A 19,239-nucleotide genomic window follows, 5' to 3' on the forward strand; every position below is an offset into this window, starting at 1 on the left:
ACACCTCGCGTGCCGCACCGTTAAGCGCGGCACGCACCTCGAAATAGACAGTGAATGTTACATTCCTGATAAAAACGAACAGGCTGGAAGCAAATGTCAAAAATTGAATTCACTTACCAGGCGCCTTTCCCGATGGGGAAAGACAAAACAGAGTACTATCTGCTGACCTCCGAGCACGTTAGCGTTAGCGACTTCGAAGGAGAGTCGATTCTGAAGGTCGAGCCGCAAGCCCTTACGCTGCTGGCCCAGCAAGCCTTCCATGACGCCTCCTTTATGCTCCGCCCAGCACACCAGCAGCAAGTCGCCTCTATTCTTCACGACCCCGAAGCCAGCGAAAACGATAAATACGTCGCGCTGCAATTCTTAAGAAACTCAGAAATCGCGGCGAAAGGCGTGTTGCCGACCTGCCAGGATACCGGCACTGCGATCATCATGGGTAAAAAAGGCCAGCGTGTCTGGACGGGCGGTGGCGACGAAGCCGCGCTGTCAAAAGGCGTGTATAACACCTATATCGAAGACAACCTGCGCTATTCGCAAAACGCCGCGTTAGATATGTACAAAGAGGTTAATACCGGCAGCAACCTGCCCGCGCAAATCGACCTCTACGCCGTTGACGGCGATGAATACAAATTTCTCTGCATCGCCAAAGGCGGTGGCTCCGCGAACAAAACGTATCTGTATCAGGAAACCAAAGCCCTGCTGACCCCAGGCAAACTGAAAAACTACCTCGTCGACAAAATGCGTACTCTGGGAACCGCGGCCTGCCCGCCATACCATATCGCGTTTGTCATTGGCGGCACCTCTGCGGAAAGCACCCTGAAAACGGTGAAACTCGCCAGCACGCACTACTACGACGAACTGCCGACCGAAGGCAACGCGCACGGGCAGGCGTTCCGCGACATTCAACTGGAGCAGGAACTGCTGGAAGAGGCGCAAAAACTCGGCCTCGGCGCCCAGTTTGGCGGTAAATACTTTGCTCACGATATCCGCGTGATCCGTCTGCCGCGTCATGGCGCATCCTGTCCGGTGGGGATGGGCGTCTCCTGTTCCGCAGACCGTAACATTAAAGCCAAAATCAACCGCGACGGTATCTGGATCGAAAAACTGGAACAGAATCCGGGCCAGTACATTCCGGAATCCCTGCGCCAGGCAGGTGAAGGTGAAGTGGTCAACGTTGACCTCAATCGCCCGATGAAAGAGATCCTCGCCCAACTATCACAGTACCCGGTCTCCACTCGCCTTTCACTGACGGGCACCATCATCGTCGGGCGTGACATTGCCCACGCGAAGCTGAAAGAGCGTATTGACTCAGGAGAAGGTCTGCCACAGTACATTAAAGATCACCCGATCTACTACGCAGGCCCGGCCAAAACACCGGCTGGCTACCCGTCGGGTTCCCTGGGCCCAACCACCGCGGGTCGTATGGACTCCTACGTCGATCTGCTGCAATCGCACGGCGGCAGCATGATCATGCTGGCAAAAGGCAACCGTAGCCAGCAGGTGACCGACGCCTGCCACAAACATGGCGGCTTCTATCTGGGCAGTATCGGTGGCCCGGCGGCCGTTCTGGCGCAACAGAGCATCAAGCATCTGGAATGTGTCGAATATCCGGAACTGGGTATGGAAGCAATCTGGAAAATCGAAGTAGAAGATTTCCCGGCCTTCATCCTCGTGGATGACAAAGGCAACGATTTCTTCCAGCAGATCGTTAGCAAGCAGTGCGCTAACTGCGCGAAATAACCATCCCGGCCCGGTTTCCCATCGGGCCGTTTTTTTCCTGTGAAATACAGGCGTTGAATTTTTCCCCACGTCGGTGAATAGTGACCTTTTCCTTTGAGTCACGAAATCATCATGACCCGCACGCTTAATCCCTTGATGTTACACGCTGGCGCTCTCATTTTAGGGCTGATTCTCCTCTATACCGGCCTCTCTGCCGGGGAGAAACTCACCTGGTTGATGGAAGTCACGCCGGTGATTATTGTCGTCCCGCTGCTGCTGGCAACGGCGAAACGCTACCCGCTGACGCCCCTGCTCTATACGCTCATTTTCTTACACGCCATCATTCTGATGGTCGGCGGCATGTACACCTACGCCAAAGTCCCGATGGGATTCGACGTCCAGGAATGGCTGGGACTCAGCCGCAATCCATACGACAAATTAGGCCATTTCTTCCAGGGGTTAGTCCCTGCCCTGACGGCGCGCGAGATTTTGCTGCGCGGCCACATTGTCCGTGGCCGTAAAATGCTGGCCTTTTTGGTGTGCTGCGTAGCACTGGCCATCAGCGCGACCTATGAGCTTATCGAATGGTGGGCGGCACTGGCGATGGGTCAGGGGGCAGATGACTTCCTCGGCACTCAGGGCGATCCGTGGGATACCCAGTCAGATATGTTCTGCGCCCTGCTCGGCGCATTAACCACGGTGATACTGCTGGCCGGTTACCATTGCCGCCAGCTACGACGCTACTCACTGCTACCGGGTTTCTGACCCTGGAATGACACCGCGCTTATCCGGCCAGTAGACAGAGGCCGGATAACACGTTCGCACAGCCCCGGAGCGATATCATTATCAGCCAAAAAAATAGTTCACCTGTCGATAAACCACGTAACTAAAACGTTATCATCTCAATTTAATACGTTGTTTATTAAACTAAAAAATTAAAAGTCGCGCATTTTTCACTCACTTTACACGCTCTCTTTCTCAGGATAATACTTGCCCGCGTCACATTCATACGGTGTGTCTGCAATCCGCAAATTGCATTACCTCCACAACGGGTAAGAGATGATGAAAGTATTAATTGTTGAAAGTGAGTTTCTGCACCAGGACACCTGGGTCGGTAGCGCCGTCGAACGTCTGGCAGACGCCTTAAGTCGGCAAAACGTCACCGTCATTAAGTCCACGTCTTTCGATGACGGTTACGCCATCCTGTCCGCCAATGAAGCCATTGACTGTCTAATGTTCAGCTACCAAATGGAACAGCAGGATGAACACCAGAACGTCAGGCAATTGATCGGCAAGCTTCACGAACGCCAGCAAAACGTCCCGGTTTTCCTGTTAGGCGACAGGGAAAAAGCGACGGCATCGCTGGGTCGCGACCTGCTGGAGCTTGTCGATGAATTCGCCTGGATTCTGGAAGACACCGCAGACTTTATTGCCGGGCGCGCCATCGCCGCAATGACCCGTTATCGTCAGCAACTCCTGCCGCCGCTGTTCAACGCGCTGATGAAATACAGCGACATCCACGAATACTCCTGGGCAGCGCCTGGCCACCAGGGCGGCGTCGGTTTTACCAAAACGCCAGCCGGTCGTTTTTACCATGATTACTATGGCGAAAATCTGTTCCGTAGCGACATGGGGATCGAACGAACCACACTGGGTTCCTTACTCGACCATACTGGCGCCTTTGGCGAGAGTGAGAAAAATGCGGCTCGCGTCTTTGGCGCCGACCGTTCCTGGTCCGTGGTGGTGGGAACCTCCGGTTCTAACCGCACTATCATGCAGGCCTGCATGACCGCCAACGACGTGGTGGTGCTGGATCGTAACTGCCACAAATCCATCGAACAGGGGCTGATCCTGACGGGCGCAAAACCGGTCTATATGGTGCCGAGCCGTAACCGCTACGGCATTATCGGGCCTATCTACCCGCAAGAAATGCAGCCGGAAACGTTGCAGAAAAAAATCAGCGAAAGCCCGCTGACCAAAGACAAAGCGGGGCAAAAACCCTCCTACAGCGTGGTCACCAACTGCACCTATGACGGTGTCTGCTACAACGCCAAAGAGGCGCAGGCGCTGCTGGCGCAAACCACTGACCGCCTGCACTTCGACGAAGCCTGGTACGGTTATGCCCGTTTCAACCCGATTTACGCCGACCACTACGCCATGCGCGGTCAACCGGGCGATCACAGCGGCCCGACCGTTTTCGCCACCCACTCCACCCACAAATTACTGAATGCGCTCTCGCAGGCCTCTTACATCCACGTACGTGAAGGTCGAGGCGCGATCAACTTCTCCCGCTTTAACCAGGCGTACATGATGCACGCCACCACCTCGCCGCTGTATGCGATTTGCGCCTCCAACGATGTGGCGGTTTCCATGATGGATGGAAACAGCGGCCTGTCGCTAACCCAGGAGGTTATCGAAGAAGCGATCGACTTCCGCCAGGCCATGGCGCGGTTGTACAACGAATTCGCCGCAGATGGGCAGTGGTTCTTTAAACCGTGGAACAAAGAGGTCGTCACTGACCCGGCAACCGGAAAAACCTACGACTTTGCTGATGCCCCGAGACAACTGTTGGCCACTGAGCAGGATTGCTGGGTCATGCATCCTGGCGAATCCTGGCACGGCTTTAAGGATCTGCCGGATAACTGGAGCATGCTCGACCCGATAAAAGTCAGTATTCTGGCACCGGGGATGGGTGATGACGGCGAACTGGAAGAGACAGGGGTGCCTGCCGCGCTGGTGACCGCCTGGCTTGGCCGTCATGGGATTGTGCCGACCCGAACCACCGACTTCCAGATTATGTTCCTGTTCTCTATGGGGGTCACCCGTGGCAAATGGGGGACGCTGATCAACACCTTATGCTCTTTCAAACATCATTATGACGCCAACACGCCGCTGGCGCAGGTAATGCCGGAACTGGCGCAGAACTATCCTGACACTTACGCGAACATGGGCATTCACGATCTCGGTGACACCATGTTTAGCTGGCTGCGTGAAAATAATCCCGGCGCGCGCCTCAACGCCGCTTACTCCGGTCTGCCGACCGCTGAGATAACGCCGCGCGATGCCTGGGACGCCATCGTCAACAACAACGTTGAAATGGTGGCCATTGAAAACCTGCCGGGTCGTATTGCGGCGAACGCCGTCATTCCTTACCCGCCAGGTATCCCGATGCTGCTGTCAGGGGAAAACTTTGGTGATGAAAACAGCCCGCAGGTGAGCTACTTACGCTCACTGCAGTCCTGGGACCATCACTTCCCTGGCTTTGAGCATGAAACCGAAGGAACGGAAATTATTGATGGTGTGTATCACGTCATGTGCGTGAAGGCGTAATGCCACAACACAACTGTCTGTTTTGAAGTTTGAGGATGACGTGTCTCTGTGGTTCCTGAGTAATGCTGCAAAACAATAACACTGTCATACCTTTTGCGCGGGCCCCCCCGCGCTTTTTTTTTGCGCAAAAATCGTCGGGCGCGATGCGTAAAAAATTATGTACACACTCATAATCACCCTGGGTATTGTAATTCTATTCAGGCACGCTATTTTATTGCAGCACTTGATTCATCATACAATTGAAATTACTCCCGGTATCTCTCTCCTTTGGCGAGATCCGGTATTTTATGTTCATATTCCAGGAGTTCGGGTATGAGAATTTGCAGCAACAAACCTTGCATAGTGGTATTAACTGAGAAAGATGTCTGGCTGAGAGTCAATGGCAAAGAGGCAGTGAATTTAAAGGCAAACCATATGGCGTTGCTTGCCTGCGAAAATAACATCATTGATATTTCTTCGCTCAATAATTCTCTGGTGGTGCACATCAGTCGTGACATCATTAAAGACTATCTGCGTTTTTTAAATAAAGATCTTTCACAGGTTCCGGTCTGGCAACGCTCCGCTACGCCGTTACTGACTGCCGCGTGCCTGACGCCGGATGTGTTCCGCGTCGCAGCCGCACACAGTCTGGAGGAATCACACAATGAGAGTGAAAAGGAACGCACTCGCTCGCTGCTGTTCACCGTGCTATCACGCTTTCTCGACAGCAAAAAATTTATTTCGCTATTAATGCATATGCTACGCAGCCGCATCAGCGACAGTGTTTATCACATCATTCAGAGCGATATCCATAAAGACTGGAACCTGAGCATGGTCGCCAGTTGTTTATGTTTAAGCCCGAGCTTGTTAAAGAAAAAGCTCAAAAATGAAAACACAAGTTATAGCCAAATTATCACAACTTGTCGTATGCGTTACGCTTTGAATCAATTACTCATGGACGGAAAAAATATCTCACAGGTTTCTCAACTGTGCGGATATAGCAGTACATCGTACTTTATATCGGTGTTTAAAGAGTTCTATGGCATGACGCCACTGAATTATGTCAGCCAGCACCGGGCGCGCCAGGTTATTTAATCACCCCCTGATTTACGATGAGCCACAATAATATCAGCATTGGCGATAACCCCGCCCCATAATAAATAAGCGGTCTTCTGAGGGCGTATCATACGTCGTACTTTAACGTAGCGATTCACCTTTCCAGGAGATAAACATGTCGACGGATGCTGATGCTCACAAAGTGGGCTTAATCCCCGTCACCCTTATGGTGTCGGGGAACATTATGGGTTCAGGCGTATTCCTGCTTCCCGCAAACCTTGCTTCAACCGGCGGGATTGCAATCTACGGATGGTTGGTCACGATTATCGGCGCACTGGCGCTGTCGATGGTCTACGCCAAAATGTCGTCCTTAGACTCCAGTCCCGGTGGCTCCTACGCTTACGCACGCCGCTGCTTCGGCCCTTTTTTGGGTTATCAAACCAACGTTTTGTACTGGCTAGCCTGCTGGATCGGTAACATTGCCATGGTGGTTATTGGCGTCGGTTATCTGAGCTACTTCTTCCCGATCCTCAAAGATCCGCTGGTACTAACGCTCACCTGCGTCGTGGTTCTGTGGATCTTCGTTCTGCTGAACATTGTTGGGCCAAAAATGATCACCCGCGTGCAGGCTGTTGCGACTGTCCTGGCGCTGGTGCCTATCGTGGGCATCGCGGTCTTTGGCTGGTTCTGGTTCCGGGGTGAAACCTATATGGCCGCCTGGAACGTCAGCGGCATGAACACCTTTGGCGCGATCCAAAGCACATTGAGCGTCACACTGTGGTCGTTTATTGGGGTAGAAAGCGCCTCCGTGGCGGCCGGCGTGGTGAAAAACCCAAAACGCAACGTCCCCATTGCCACCATTGGCGGGGTGCTGATTGCCGCCGTGTGTTACGTCCTCTCTACCACGGCCATCATGGGGATGATCCCCAACGCTGCCCTGCGTGTTTCAGCGTCGCCTTTCGGTGACGCCGCACGCATGGCGCTGGGGAATACTGCTGGCGCCATTGTCTCCTTCTGCGCGGCAGCGGGCTGCTTAGGTTCTCTGGGCGGCTGGACGCTGCTTGCGGGTCAGACGGCAAAAGCGGCCGCCGACGACGGGCTATTTCCACCTATTTTCGCCCGCGTGAACAAAGCAGGAACCCCGGTCGCCGGGCTGATTATTGTCGGTATTCTGATGACGATTTTCCAGTTCAGCAGCATGTCCCCCAACGCGGCAAAAGAGTTCGGTCTGGTCTCTTCGGTGTCGGTCATCTTTACGCTGGTGCCGTACCTGTATACCTGTGCCGCCCTACTGCTGCTGGGTCACGGCCACTTTGGTAAAGCGCGTCCGTTCTACCTGCTGGTGACGTTTGTGGCGTTTGTCTACTGCGTCTGGGCGGTGGTCGGCTCCGGCGCGAAAGAGGTGATGTGGTCGTTCGTGACGTTGATGATCATCACCGCGCTGTACGCGCTGAACTACAACCGGATCCACAAAAATCCGTATCCGCTGGATGCACCGGTTAGCCGTAATTAACCTTCGTCATTCGTTGTTGCCCGGTGAGGTAGTCATGCCTCATCGGGCAGGCAATCGCCAACCTTAAATTCTTAAGGTTGGCTTAACTTTACTTTGCGAGGATCTGCGCCACTTAGTTGATGGAACTTCCCTAATGTTAAAGCGCCTTTTTAGAAGACCGATTCTCGGACAAATGTCCTGGCTCCTGCTGCTCTCATTCTATATTTCCATCTGCCTGAACATGGCCTTCTATAAGCAAGTATTGCAGGACTTACCGCTGGACTCCCTGCGCAACGTGCTGGTGTTTTTATCCATGCCGGTGGTTTCCTTCAGCGTAATGAATATTGTGCTGACGCTGGCCTCTTTCCTGTGGCTGAATCGCCCGTTGGCCTGCCTGTTCATTGTGGTCGGCGCGGCGGCGCAATACTTCATCCTGACCTACGGCATCATTATCGACCGCTCGATGATTGCCAACATGATGGATACCACGGCGGCAGAAACATTCGCCCTGATAACGCCGCAAATGGTGTTCATGGTGGGCGTATGCGGCATCCTGGCGGCGGTGATAGCCTGCTGGGTAAAAATAAAACCAACCACCCCGGCGTTGCGCGGTGCGGTGTATCGCGCCATCAGCGTGTTGATTTCCGTGCTGCTGATTCTGCTGGTCGCCCTCTTTTTCTACAAAGACTACGCCTCGCTGTTTCGCAATAACAAACAACTGATCAAAGCGCTCAGCCCGTCGAGCAGCATTGTCGCGACGTCCTCCTGGTATTCACACCAGCGTCTTGCCAACCTGCCGCTGGTGCGTATTGGCGAGGATGCCCATCGCAACCCGCTCATGCTCAAACAACCGCGTAAAAACCTGACCATCCTGATCGTCGGCGAAACATCTCGCGCCGACAACTTCTCGCTTTCGGGTTATTCGCGCCAGACCAATCCGCGCCTGGAAAAAGACAACGTAGTCTATTTCCCCCACACCACCTCCTGCGGGACCGCGACGGCGATTTCCGTACCCTGTATGTTCTCCGGTATGCCGCGTAAACACTATGACGAAGAGCTGGCGCATCATCAGGAAGGGTTGCTGGATATTATCCAACGGGCAGGCATTAACGTGTTGTGGAACGACAACGACGGCGGCTGTAAGGGCGCGTGCGATCGTGTTCCGCATCAGGATATGACGGTGCTGAATTTGCCGGGGCAGTGTATTGAGGGGGAGTGCTATGACGAAGTCCTCTTTCACGGTCTGGAAGAGTACATCGACAAACTCCAGGGGGATGGTGTGATTGTCCTGCATACCATTGGCAGCCACGGCCCAACCTACTACAACCGTTATCCGCCGCAGTTTCGGAAATTTACCCCTACCTGCGACACCAACGAAATTCAGACCTGTTCACAGCAACAGTTAGTGAACACTTACGATAATACCATCCTGTACATTGACTATATTGTTGATAAAGCGATCAATGTATTGAAATCACATCAGGATAATTTCACCACCAGTCTGGTTTATCTTTCCGACCACGGTGAGTCCCTGGGCGAAAACGGTGTTTATCTCCACGGACTGCCTTACGCCATTGCCCCGGATACCCAAAAACATGTGCCGATGCTGCTCTGGCTTTCTGATGATTATCAAAAACGCTATCAGGTTGACCAGACGTGTTTACAAAAACAGGCAAGCTCGCAAGATTTCTCGCAGGACAATCTTTTCTCGACCCTGCTGGGATTAACGGGCGTGCAGACGAAGTATTACCAGGCTGCAGATGATATTCTGCACCCCTGCAGGAGGCTAACCTAATGAAAATTCTGATTGTTGAAGACGATACGTTGTTATTGCAGGGACTGATTCTTGCCGCACAAACCGAAGGATACGCCTGTGACGGCGTCTCTACTGCGCGCGCCGCAGAGCATTGTCTGGAGACAGGTCATTATAGTCTGGTGGTTCTGGATCTGGGGTTGCCTGATGAAGACGGACTGCATTTTCTGGCCCGCATCCGGCAGAAGAAATGCACCCTCCCGGTGCTGATCCTCACCGCCCGCGACACGCTCAACGACCGTATCACCGGGCTGGATGTCGGCGCCGACGACTATCTGGTCAAACCGTTCGCCCTGGAAGAGCTGCACGCGCGCATTCGGGCGTTGTTGCGTCGCCATAATAATCAGGGTGAGAGTGAGCTGGTTGTCGGCAATCTGACGCTGAATTTAGGGCGTCGTCAGGTCTGGCTGGAGGGGCAAGAGCTGGTCTTAACGCCGAAAGAGTACGCGTTGTTGTCACGGCTGATGCTCAAAGCAGGCAGCCCGGTGCATCGCGAAATCTTGTACAACGACATTTACAACTGGGACAACGAGCCGTCGACCAATACGCTGGAGGTGCATATTCACAACCTGCGTGACAAAGTGGGGAAATCGCGTATCCGCACCGTTCGGGGGTTTGGTTACATGCTGGTTGTCGCTGAGGAAAACTAAGTGAACCTGACGCGTTTTCTGCACAGACCCATGACCCTTCGTCAGCGTCTGATGCTCACCATCGGCCTGATTCTGCTGGTATTTCAGTTGATCAGTACCTTCTGGCTCTGGCACGAAAGCATCGAGCAGATTCAGCTTTTCGAGCAGGCGCTACGCGAGAATCGAAACAATGACCGCCACATCTTGCATGAGATCCGTGAAGCGGTAGCCAGTCTGATCGTCCCTGCCGTGTTTATGGTCAGCCTGACGTTGCTCATCTGTTATCAGGCGGTTCGGCGCATTACCCGCCCACTTGCCGACCTGCAAAAAGAGCTGGAAACGCGTACCGCGGATAATCTGACCCCTATCGACATTCACAGTAGTACGATTGAGATAGACGCAGTGGTCACGGCGCTGAATCAACTGGTCACCCGCTTAACCACGACGCTTGAGAATGAACGCCTGTTCACCGCAGATGTCGCCCACGAATTACGTACCCCGCTTTCCGGGGTGCGTCTGCATCTGGAATTGCTCTCCAAAGCGCATAATGTCGATGTCGCGCCATTGGTCGCCCGTCTCGACCAAATGATGGATAGCGTGTCGCAATTGCTGCAACTCGCCCGTGTCGGCCAGTCATTCTCATTGGGAAATTATCAACATGTGAAGCTGCTGGATGACGTGATCCTGCCCTCTTATGACGAGCTGAGCACCATGCTGGATCAACGCCAGCAAACGCTGCTACTGCCAGACAGCGCAGAGGATGTCACGGTGCGCGGCGACGCCACGCTGCTGCGTATGTTGCTGCGCAATCTGGTCGAAAACGCGCACCGCTACAGCCCGGAAGGGACAACCATCACCATCAGTCTCAACACCGGTCACGACGCGATTATGGCCGTTGAAGACGAAGGCCCGGGGATTGATGAAAGTAAATGTGGGAAGCTCAGCGAAGCCTTTGTTCGCATGGACAGTCGATATGGCGGGATTGGGTTGGGGCTCAGTATTGTCAGTCGCATCACGCAACTGCATCGCGGGCAGTTCTTCCTGCATAACCGTGAAGACACGTCAGGCACGCGCGCCTGGGTCATACTGAATAAAGATCAGTAAGTGGTCACCCAAATGTAGACAAAACTGCTGACGATCATGACGCTGAATACGGTGGTTAAACTTTCGTAAACACGCTTTTTCATGACACTCTCCTCCTCAACGCTGGAGGAGAGTGTGCACAATAGAGATTAAGTGAACCTTAAGTGTTTACGTATCACTCATCAATACGCGGATGCTGCTGTACCAGACGTGAGCGTTTCGCCTGCAACTCAGCAATTTCCTGATCGATATCTTCGATTTTGTGTTCGATATTATCGTGATGCTCGCGCAAAATTTCTTTCGCTTCCTGAATATCCGACGCCGCTGGCGTCGCGCCTTTCAGCGGAAGATTCGCAGTCTCTTTCATGGTGATCCCGGTCGCAAAACCAATCACCGCAATCACCATCAGGTAATAGGCCGGCATCATCAGATTCTGCGAACTCTCCACCAGCCAGGCCGCCAGCGTTGGCGTCAGACCAGCAATCAGTACCGAAATATTAAACGCCGCCGCCAGCGCACTGTAACGAATGTGCGTCGGGAACATCGCCGGTAACGTCGAGGCCATCACCCCAATAAAGCAATTGAGGATCACCGCCAGCATCAGCAGACCGGCAAAAATCAGACCGAGAACATTACTGTTGATCAGCATAAAAGCCGGGATTGCCAGGGCAAACAGCGCAACGCTCCCCAGAATGATAAACGGACGGCGGCCATAACGGTCACTCAGCAGCCCCATAATCGGCTGTACAAACAGCATCCCGACCATAATGGCGATAATAATCAGCACGCCGTGATCTTCAGAATAATGCAGGTTATGCGAGAGATAGCTCGGCATGTACGTCAGCAACATGTAGTACGTGACATTGGTTGCAATCACCAGACCAATACAGGTCAGCAGGCTACGCCAGTGCTTAGTGGCAATCTCTTTAAACGACACTTTCGGGCCGTCCTGCAATCCTTCACGGTCGCCCTGCTCCAGCTTTTCAACGTGCTGCACAAACGCCGGGGTTTCTTCCAGCGCGTGACGCAAATAGAGACCAATAATCCCTAACGGCAGTGCAATGAAGAACGGTATACGCCAGCCCCAATCCAGGAAGTTTTCCTCGCCGACCACGGTCGAAATCAGAACGACGACCCCCGCGCCAAGCACAAATCCCGCAATGGAGCCAAAATCCAGCCAACTGCCCATAAACCCGCGTTTACGGTCAGGCGAATACTCGGCGACAAAAATCGACGCCCCGGTATATTCACCGCCCACCGAGAACCCCTGCGCCATCTTACACAACAACAGCAGGATGGGCGCCCAGATGCCAATAGAGGCATACGAGGGGATCAACCCGATACAGAAGGTACTGATCGACATAATCACAATGGTGATAGCGAGGATCTTCTGGCGACCGTATTTATCGCCCAACATACCGAAGAACAATCCGCCAAGCGGTCGAATCAGGAAGGGAACGGAGAAGGTGGCAAGCGCGGCAATCATCTGCACGCTGGGGTCGGCCCCTGGAAAGAATACTTTACCTAACGCATAGGCAACAAAGCCATAAACACCAAAATCAAACCACTCCATCGCGTTACCCAGCGACGCTGCGGTAATCGCTTTACGCAATTTACCATCATCAATGATGGTCACGTCGCGAAGCGTGATCGGTTTTATTTTTTTCCTTTTCAGCATAGCTGTCCTCGTAGACTAAGCCCGTCTCGCTACATATCGAATTCATTGGCGCAATGCGCTAACGTCCCCGTAGAGCGTGGTATCTGCACAGATGCAGATCAAATAACAAGCGTAGCAGGTTTACTTCCACTGACCGTTTGAGGCCTGTACAACCGAACCTGTTGACGCCTGATTGGGCGGTTAATGACTTCTTTACCCTACCAGCGTTTAAATGTGTGATCAACTTCACACATATATGTTCTCTTCGTCATCAACTGTAAATAAGGTCATTCTCAGTCTATTTTTTGCTTACGGAAAATAGTGTTTATTGACACGCAAACATGCCGATCACTTGCGCATTAAAATGAAATATCACTGGCGTGATTATTAAGCTATCAGACAAAAACACCCTTCTCTTTTTACAAAGCATTTACAGCATTTTTAATATTCCATGGCTTCCGGAAAGGTTTCCATAAAATATGTGATACGGGTAACTAAAACACCGTTTTATTTTGATTGAATCGTAGTTCCATTGAATGCAAGATGACAGCAGACACAACATCTCTGGGGATCGCGACACACTGACGCAAGCCGCATCCGATTTGTGCCAGCAATGAGAAGGAGGAGAACCTGCGCTTCCTTAGCAACATAAGATTTTGAAATTAATATAATTTACTGGCTTGTCCGTGCGTTCCACGCGACAAGTCTTGAGGACGCTTATGAAAATTAAAGCCGCTATTGAACGTATCCCTGGTGGGATGATGCTGGTTCCTCTGGTACTCGGTGCCATCCTGAATACTCTGGCACCTAACACCGGTGCTTATTTTGGTGGTTTTACCAAAGGGATGATTACCGGTACCGTGCCGATTCTGGCGGTATGGTTCTTCTGTATTGGCGCCTCCATTAACTTGCGTGCCACAGGGACTGTGTTACGTAAATCCGGGACGCTGGTGATCACCAAAATCGCCGTGGCCTGGGCCGTGGCAATGATCTGTGCCATGTTTATTCCGGAAAACGGCATTCAAACCGGTTTCTTCGCCGGTCTGTCCGTTCTGGCGATTGTCTCTGCGATGGACATGACCAACGGCGGTCTGTACGCCAGCCTGATGAACCAGTACGGCACCAAAGAAGAGTCTGGCGCCTTCGTTCTGATGTCTCTGGAATCCGGTCCGTTGATGACCATGCTTATCCTGGGTTCTGCGGGTCTGGCATCATTTGAACCCCACCATTTTGTGGGCGCTATCCTGCCGTTCCTGATCGGTTTTGCGCTGGGTAACCTTGATAAAGATTTCCGTGATTTCTTCAGCAAAGCCACGCCAGTACTGATTCCGTTCTTCGGCTTCGCACTCGGTAACACCATTAACCTGGGCGTCATTATGGACACCGGTCTGCTGGGTATCGTGCTGGGTGTAGCGGTCATTATCATCACCGGTATTCCGCTGATTATCGCTGACCGTGTGATCGGTGGCGGGAACGGTACAGCAGGCGTCGCGGCCTCTTCCGCAGCCGGCGCTGCCGTCGCCAACCCGGTAATCATCGCGCAAATTAACCCGGCATTTGAACCGGTTGCCGCATCGGCCACCGCCCTGGTCGCTGCCAGCGTGATTGTGACCGCGATTCTGGTGCCGATTATCACTGCCCTGTACGCCAAACGCTTCGGTAACGTCCAGGCACAAAGCAGCGCAGAGCAGCCGGCTGACTCCTTAAATCACTAAGTCCTCCCTGTCCCCTCTGGGCTTACCAGAGGGGACGGTGCAAAAATCTCCTCCACCATCGCATGCGCCAGCCGCTGCGCCGAACAGAGTCTCGGCATCCCTAACGCCACATTTTTCCAGCGCTGCGTCACGGACCAGCACACCGGATGTTTGTCGGCATCACACCAGTCTCCAAGCCAGTTCAACAGATCATTATTGTCGTTTGTTCCCTGGGTATTGGGCATATTGAGCCACTGCGGGTAGTAATGGCGAGTTGTTGGCGCGGCGTGAATGCTTTGCGCCAGCGCGTGACTGGCCATCGCGCGCAAATTGTCTTTCAGCATCGATACAACGTCGGCATTAGCCAACCGGCAGGCATCACCGAAAGCGCCCCACCGTAGCTCCTCAAGCGCGACAAAACAGCGCCCCGGCAATGACCAGCCGTCGTACACTCCGGCTCGCCAGCGGGTAAAAACCTGCTCGCTGTGATCCCCTGCCTGTACCGTCAGCCCCCGTTGCGTCAGCGCCTTTTCTTTGTACGCGCAGCGCCGGGAAAACTCGTCGGTTAACGCATCGAGTTGCTGTCGGATATCAGGCGTCGCGTATACACGGGGAAGCTCACTGCGTCGCAATTGCGCCAGGTGCTGAGCAATGCGGGACAGCGCCAGATGACCGGGATCAAGCATCCCCGCCAGTTTTTCCACCAGCGTGAAGCGCATCATCAAGTGCTCGCTGCCTCTCCCCGCCATCGCCCATGTACGAAGCTGTGCATAGGTCAACATCTCTTGCAACAGGCGCTCGCGAAACGACTGCTCTTGCAGCGTACCGCCAGACCGTTTGAGTTCTTCTCCCTGAACCAGAGAAACCATAAACTTCGGGTGAATACATTCCAGCATCCGCCCCGGGCCTTCCCGTAACGTATTTGTCATGTCTGCTCAGTCGCAAAAAGGGTTTGGATATCGTCAAGCAACAGACGCGAGTCCTCATACATCCACACCACGGTAGAAAGACTGTGCTGCAATTGCAGGCGCTGCGCCGTCACCGCAGATTCATTCTGTTGTCGCATCGCCAGGCTTTCCCGCAAGCTCTCCTGCAGCCCCGACAGACACTGTGAAAAATCAGCAAAGAACGTTGTCATGCCTGCCGTGACAGAAGCATCAACCTGAGCCGCCAACACTTTACGGATTTGCTGGCTAAAGTGGCAGACATACTCCTCAAGACTGGAATGCAATGTCGTAAAATGAATGAGGTAACGCACTTTTGTTTCCACATAATCTCGTCCCCCCCAGTGAGGCTGGTTCAGCCAGCGAGAGAAGGTTTCACGTACGCTTGCGCACGGCGGATTCTGCGCGTCTTGCAGGTTCTCCTGGCTCATCGCCTCTCTGAACAAGGGTTGGGTGTTGAAATTAAGCAGAGCAGCATGAAATGCCGGAAAACTGATCCGCGCCCGAAAACCGGTATGACTCAGCACCTCTTTAACCCGCGCTTCAATCGGGCGCATCGCATCCGTAAACACCCGCGCCAGCGTCGATTCGAGTTGCTCAAAGCGTAACGCCAGTTCGCGGCTGACATTCTCCTGCGCCCTTAATAACACGACCTCACAGGACGCCCGGATTTTGCTTAAGACAACCTGCGCTTGACTTTCGTCGTATAACACCAGCGTTTCGCCGACGATTTCGGCGTCGGGTATCGGCGAAAGCGTGTCGCGTTTTGACATCGCCACGATGTTTTCTTCACTGAATAAACGGCTGATGTCGCGTAAAATGACGGCATCCTGCTGGTTCAGCAATGCGTTAGCCGCGTCCATCGCCAATGCGACTTCGTGGCGCACTTCATCGCCCACAGACGCCTGGCTCGCCCGTAACTGCTGTAAATCCGCCTCGACCTGGGCGATATTCACCTGCAGCTTTTCCTGCGCAACCGTCAGACCGTTAAAGCGAAAATCGAGATAATCACGTGTGCTCTGAGCATAATTTAATAACTTATGCGACGCCGAGCGCAGGGCATACAACGAGGCATTGGCATACGCCGCCTGCATCAGCGTTTGCATGGGAAGTGCAAACAGCGAATCCTCCCACAGCAAATCCGCCGCATGGCGAATGTGTTCAGTATCGTCAAGATCGGCCAGCCGCCAGCGCCGACCGAGCGCGGCTTGCGCAAAATCCTGAACCCAGCGTTGTTCCTGAGGATCGGGCAACCGACCGTGTACCGACAGTTCGTGACGCGCCCGATTCGCCAGATATCCCCACATCGAAGAAACCGGATAAATGTGCCCCGGCGTAATACAGCCCTTCATCAACGTGCCGGAAATCATCGCCCGGACTTGTTCGGCATCGTCACTGTTGCGGTCTTTTTGATCGAACTTGTTCACCAGCGCATACAGCGGGACGGATTTGCCCACCGCGGCGATAGCCTGGCGCACCTCTTCATCGGAGATAGACTTCAGTTGGGTGTAGTCCATCACCGCCAGCACCGCAGAAGCGCGGGTCAACAGTTCGTTGAGCATGGTTTGCAGGTGCGGTTGTCCGGCTTCGTTTGGCCCTGGCGTATCCAGCAAAGTCAGTTGTCCTGGCGCATTTTCCAGCCCCGCCAGATGCACAAACTCAACGTCAATGACCGGGATATGTTCAATGGCGGCGTAGGCGGAAAACGGAAAATCCACCTCCAGCGCTTTCGACAAGCGCACCAGGTCGTTCAGGCTCTTCAGACAGTGGAAAATAGGCTGCGCGCCCAGATAATGACGCTCGAACGCCTCACCTTTTTCAATGCGCTGGATGAGGCCATCCATGTCTTTGTCGATTTCCAGCGCCAGTGTCAGATGCTGGCGATCGCACGCTTGCAGCCGTTGTTGCAACCTGTGCATCAGCGTATCAATCGGGGCAACATGGGAAAAATGCAGCACCGGTTCCTGCTGACCCGGGGTGTGACGGATCAACGTCGGCAGTGCGGTCATCGGGCGATTGCGGTTGGGCAACACTTCCGTTCCGACAATTGCGTTAATGGTCGTCGACTTTCCCGCTTTCATGGTGCCAACGATAGCCAGAACCATTTCCAGCCGCGTAATTTTACGTAACTCATTGTTCAGCATAGCGTGTTGGGCAGCAATGCCACGGGCGCTAAAATGTGGCGGAAGAATACTCTCTCCACTGATGTCGTTTCCTTCACGCTCACTCTCCTGCATCGTCGGCGAAAATGCGGCTATTTGCCTCAGATGCGAGAGCGAGAGCAATAACAAACGCTCAGCTTCCTGACTTAATTCATAGATTGTCTGTGTGTGCATGAAAAAATTGTTCCTTAACGCAAATTTATATTACTTTTATTTAGCCGTAATTTTTATTATGAATTTTCGGCATATTTAATTACGTATAGAAAATATTAAAAAAAATAAAACCCTGAGGGTAATAAGGAATGCATCAACGCTTGCTGACCGCTTCTTGCTGACCGTTAACCATAAGAAAGATAAAGGGAGACGTTCAGTACACATCACTTAAATTATGATGAACATATAAATTTTCAGACTCAATAGCGTCATTCTTACCTACCTGAATTAGGGGGTAAGATTGTGCTCACTAACAAAAATCGAGGGTGTGTTAGTGCCGCTGGCAAATTATTATAAGAAGGTTTGCCTCACCTTATCTTAAATAGTAAAACGTAGCAATTTCCCTTAAAAAAATCGTCATGACATTTTTTTGCCCCCACCGCGACCTCCAGCCGCGGGGTGACATATTCTTAAGGTGGGAATAGTCCCGACAACGTTAAGGATTTTATGTATAATTGCGGCCTTTTTCGGCAATCTGCCATTTTTGGGCGCTTTTGCCCTTGCTGACCTTTTGAGGAAATCCACATGTCATTACCCCATTGCCCACAATGCAACTCCGAATATACCTACGAAGATAACGGCATGTTCATCTGCCCGGAATGTGCTCACGAATGGAACGATGCCGAACCGGCTCACGACAGCGATGAGCTGATCGTGAAAGATGCCAACGGCAATCTGCTGGCGGACGGCGATAGCATCACCGTGATTAAAGATCTGAAAGTGAAAGGCAGTTCTTCAATGCTGAAGATCGGCACCAAAGTGAAAAACATCCGTCTGGTCGAAGGCGACCATAACATCGATTGCAAAATTGACGGTTTTGGCCCCATGAAGCTGAAATCCGAGTTCGTGAAAAAGAACTGATTTTTGTAAGCCGGATTAGGCGTTTACGCCGCCATCCGGCATTTATTGCCCGGTGGCGCTTCGCTTACCAGGTCGACGATAACTACACTTAACTGGCTTCTTTTACCTGAGGTAAACATTATGCCGTTAAGTCCCTACATCTCTTTTGCCGGCAATTGCGCCGACGCCATCGCGTACTACCAACAGACTCTGGGCGCAGAACTGCTCTACAAAATCAGCTTCGGTGAAATGCCCAAATCGGCGCAGGACAGCGAGGACGGTTGCCCGTCCGGAATGACATTCCCCGATAACGCCATCGCCCACGCCAACGTGCGCATTGCAGGTAGCGATATCATGATGAGTGATGCCGTTGCACCAGGCAAAGCACACTACTCCGGCTTCACGCTGGTTCTTGATACGCAAAATGTCGAAGAAGGAAAGCGCTGGTTTGACAACCTTGCCGCCAAAGGTCAAATCGAAATGGACTGGCAGGAAACCTTCTGGGCACACGGATTCGGTAAAGTCACCGATCAATACGGTGTGCCGTGGATGATTAACGTTGTGAAACAACAGCAGCCGACCGAGTAACCTGGCGGGAGGCTCGCCCTCCCATTCTGTCATCAATCTC

Annotated in this window: 15 protein-coding genes; 11 read left to right on the top strand and 4 right to left on the bottom strand. The window is 52.9% G+C overall.

Translation table 11 applies throughout. The annotated features are described in order from the left end of the window. Positions 1-93 precede the first annotated feature (93 nt). The 8 genes from fumA to pmrB all read left to right on the top strand — a co-directional run bounded on the left by fumA (position 94) and on the right by pmrB (position 11,122). Complete coding sequence (fumA, locus tag ACO7SM_RS19805; protein ID WP_203359229.1) at positions 94-1,740, top strand: class I fumarate hydratase FumA; 1,647 nt, start codon at positions 94-96, stop codon at positions 1,738-1,740. A gap of 111 nt (positions 1,741-1,851) precedes the next feature. Then, the gene (locus tag ACO7SM_RS19810) at positions 1,852-2,484 is read left to right on the top strand and encodes a DUF2238 domain-containing protein (protein WP_490468918.1); all 633 of its coding nucleotides are present in this window, start codon (positions 1,852-1,854) and stop codon (positions 2,482-2,484) included. A 297-nt stretch (positions 2,485-2,781) separates the two neighbouring features. Beyond that, a complete protein-coding gene (adiA, locus tag ACO7SM_RS19815) occupies positions 2,782-5,049 on the top strand; it encodes an arginine decarboxylase (protein WP_490470987.1) in 2,268 nt (755 codons plus the stop codon). Positions 5,050-5,361: 312 nt separating this feature from the next. Next, positions 5,362-6,123 carry an AraC family transcriptional regulator gene (locus tag ACO7SM_RS19820; RefSeq protein ID WP_490468919.1) on the top strand — a complete coding sequence of 254 codons (762 nt, stop codon included), beginning with the start codon at positions 5,362-5,364 and terminating at the stop codon, positions 6,121-6,123. A gap of 136 nt (positions 6,124-6,259) precedes the next feature. Beyond that, a complete protein-coding gene (gene adiC, locus ACO7SM_RS19825; protein WP_490468920.1) occupies positions 6,260-7,597 on the top strand; it encodes an arginine/agmatine antiporter in 1,338 nt (445 codons plus the stop codon). 133 nt (positions 7,598-7,730) lie between these two features. Beyond that, positions 7,731-9,371 (top strand): phosphoethanolamine transferase EptA, encoded by a 1,641-nt coding sequence (eptA, locus tag ACO7SM_RS19830; RefSeq protein WP_490468921.1) that lies wholly within the window; start codon positions 7,731-7,733, stop codon positions 9,369-9,371. Further along, positions 9,371-10,039 (top strand): two-component system response regulator PmrA, encoded by a 669-nt coding sequence (gene pmrA / locus ACO7SM_RS19835; protein ID WP_490468922.1) that lies wholly within the window; start codon positions 9,371-9,373, stop codon positions 10,037-10,039. The genes eptA and pmrA overlap by 1 nt, the downstream gene beginning before the upstream one ends. Continuing rightward, positions 10,040-11,122 carry a two-component system sensor histidine kinase PmrB gene (gene pmrB, locus ACO7SM_RS19840; RefSeq protein ID WP_490468923.1) on the top strand — a complete coding sequence of 361 codons (1,083 nt, stop codon included), beginning with the start codon at positions 10,040-10,042 and terminating at the stop codon, positions 11,120-11,122. It abuts the gene before it with no gap. Here pmrB and pmrR read toward each other — a convergent pair. Together pmrR and proP are read right to left on the bottom strand one after the other, a co-directional pair. Continuing rightward, positions 11,116-11,205, bottom strand: coding sequence for an LpxT activity modulator PmrR (gene pmrR / locus ACO7SM_RS19845; RefSeq protein ID WP_203359234.1), 90 nt, complete (start codon positions 11,203-11,205; stop codon positions 11,116-11,118). The genes pmrB and pmrR overlap by 7 nt on opposite strands. A gap of 71 nt (positions 11,206-11,276) precedes the next feature. Beyond that, positions 11,277-12,779 (bottom strand): glycine betaine/L-proline transporter ProP, encoded by a 1,503-nt coding sequence (gene proP, locus ACO7SM_RS19850; RefSeq protein WP_490468924.1) that lies wholly within the window; start codon positions 12,777-12,779, stop codon positions 11,277-11,279. Between the two features lie 698 nt (positions 12,780-13,477). On the opposite strand from proP, the gene kdgT reads away from it, so the two are divergent. Next, positions 13,478-14,473, top strand: coding sequence for a 2-keto-3-deoxygluconate transporter (gene kdgT, locus ACO7SM_RS19855; RefSeq protein ID WP_490468925.1), 996 nt, complete (start codon positions 13,478-13,480; stop codon positions 14,471-14,473). Here kdgT and ACO7SM_RS19860 read toward each other — a convergent pair. After that, entirely contained in the window at positions 14,470-15,381 is a 912-nt protein-coding gene (locus ACO7SM_RS19860) for a diguanylate cyclase regulator RdcB family protein (RefSeq protein WP_490468926.1), read from the bottom strand. The genes kdgT and ACO7SM_RS19860 overlap by 4 nt on opposite strands. Further along, positions 15,378-17,732, bottom strand: a complete 2,355-nt coding sequence (crfC, locus tag ACO7SM_RS19865) for a clamp-binding protein CrfC (RefSeq protein ID WP_490468927.1) — start codon at positions 17,730-17,732, stop codon at positions 15,378-15,380. The genes ACO7SM_RS19860 and crfC overlap by 4 nt, the downstream gene beginning before the upstream one ends. 564 nt (positions 17,733-18,296) lie before the next feature. On the opposite strand from crfC, the gene ACO7SM_RS19870 reads away from it, so the two are divergent. Then, complete coding sequence (locus ACO7SM_RS19870; RefSeq protein WP_490468928.1) at positions 18,297-18,632, top strand: zinc ribbon domain-containing protein YjdM; 336 nt, start codon at positions 18,297-18,299, stop codon at positions 18,630-18,632. 120 nt (positions 18,633-18,752) lie between these two features. Beyond that, positions 18,753-19,199, top strand: coding sequence for a VOC family metalloprotein YjdN (gene yjdN, locus ACO7SM_RS19875; RefSeq protein WP_490468929.1), 447 nt, complete (start codon positions 18,753-18,755; stop codon positions 19,197-19,199). The last annotated feature ends 40 nt before the right edge of the window (positions 19,200-19,239 follow it).

Source organism: Citrobacter sp. LJND-P06 (assembly GCF_058188415.1).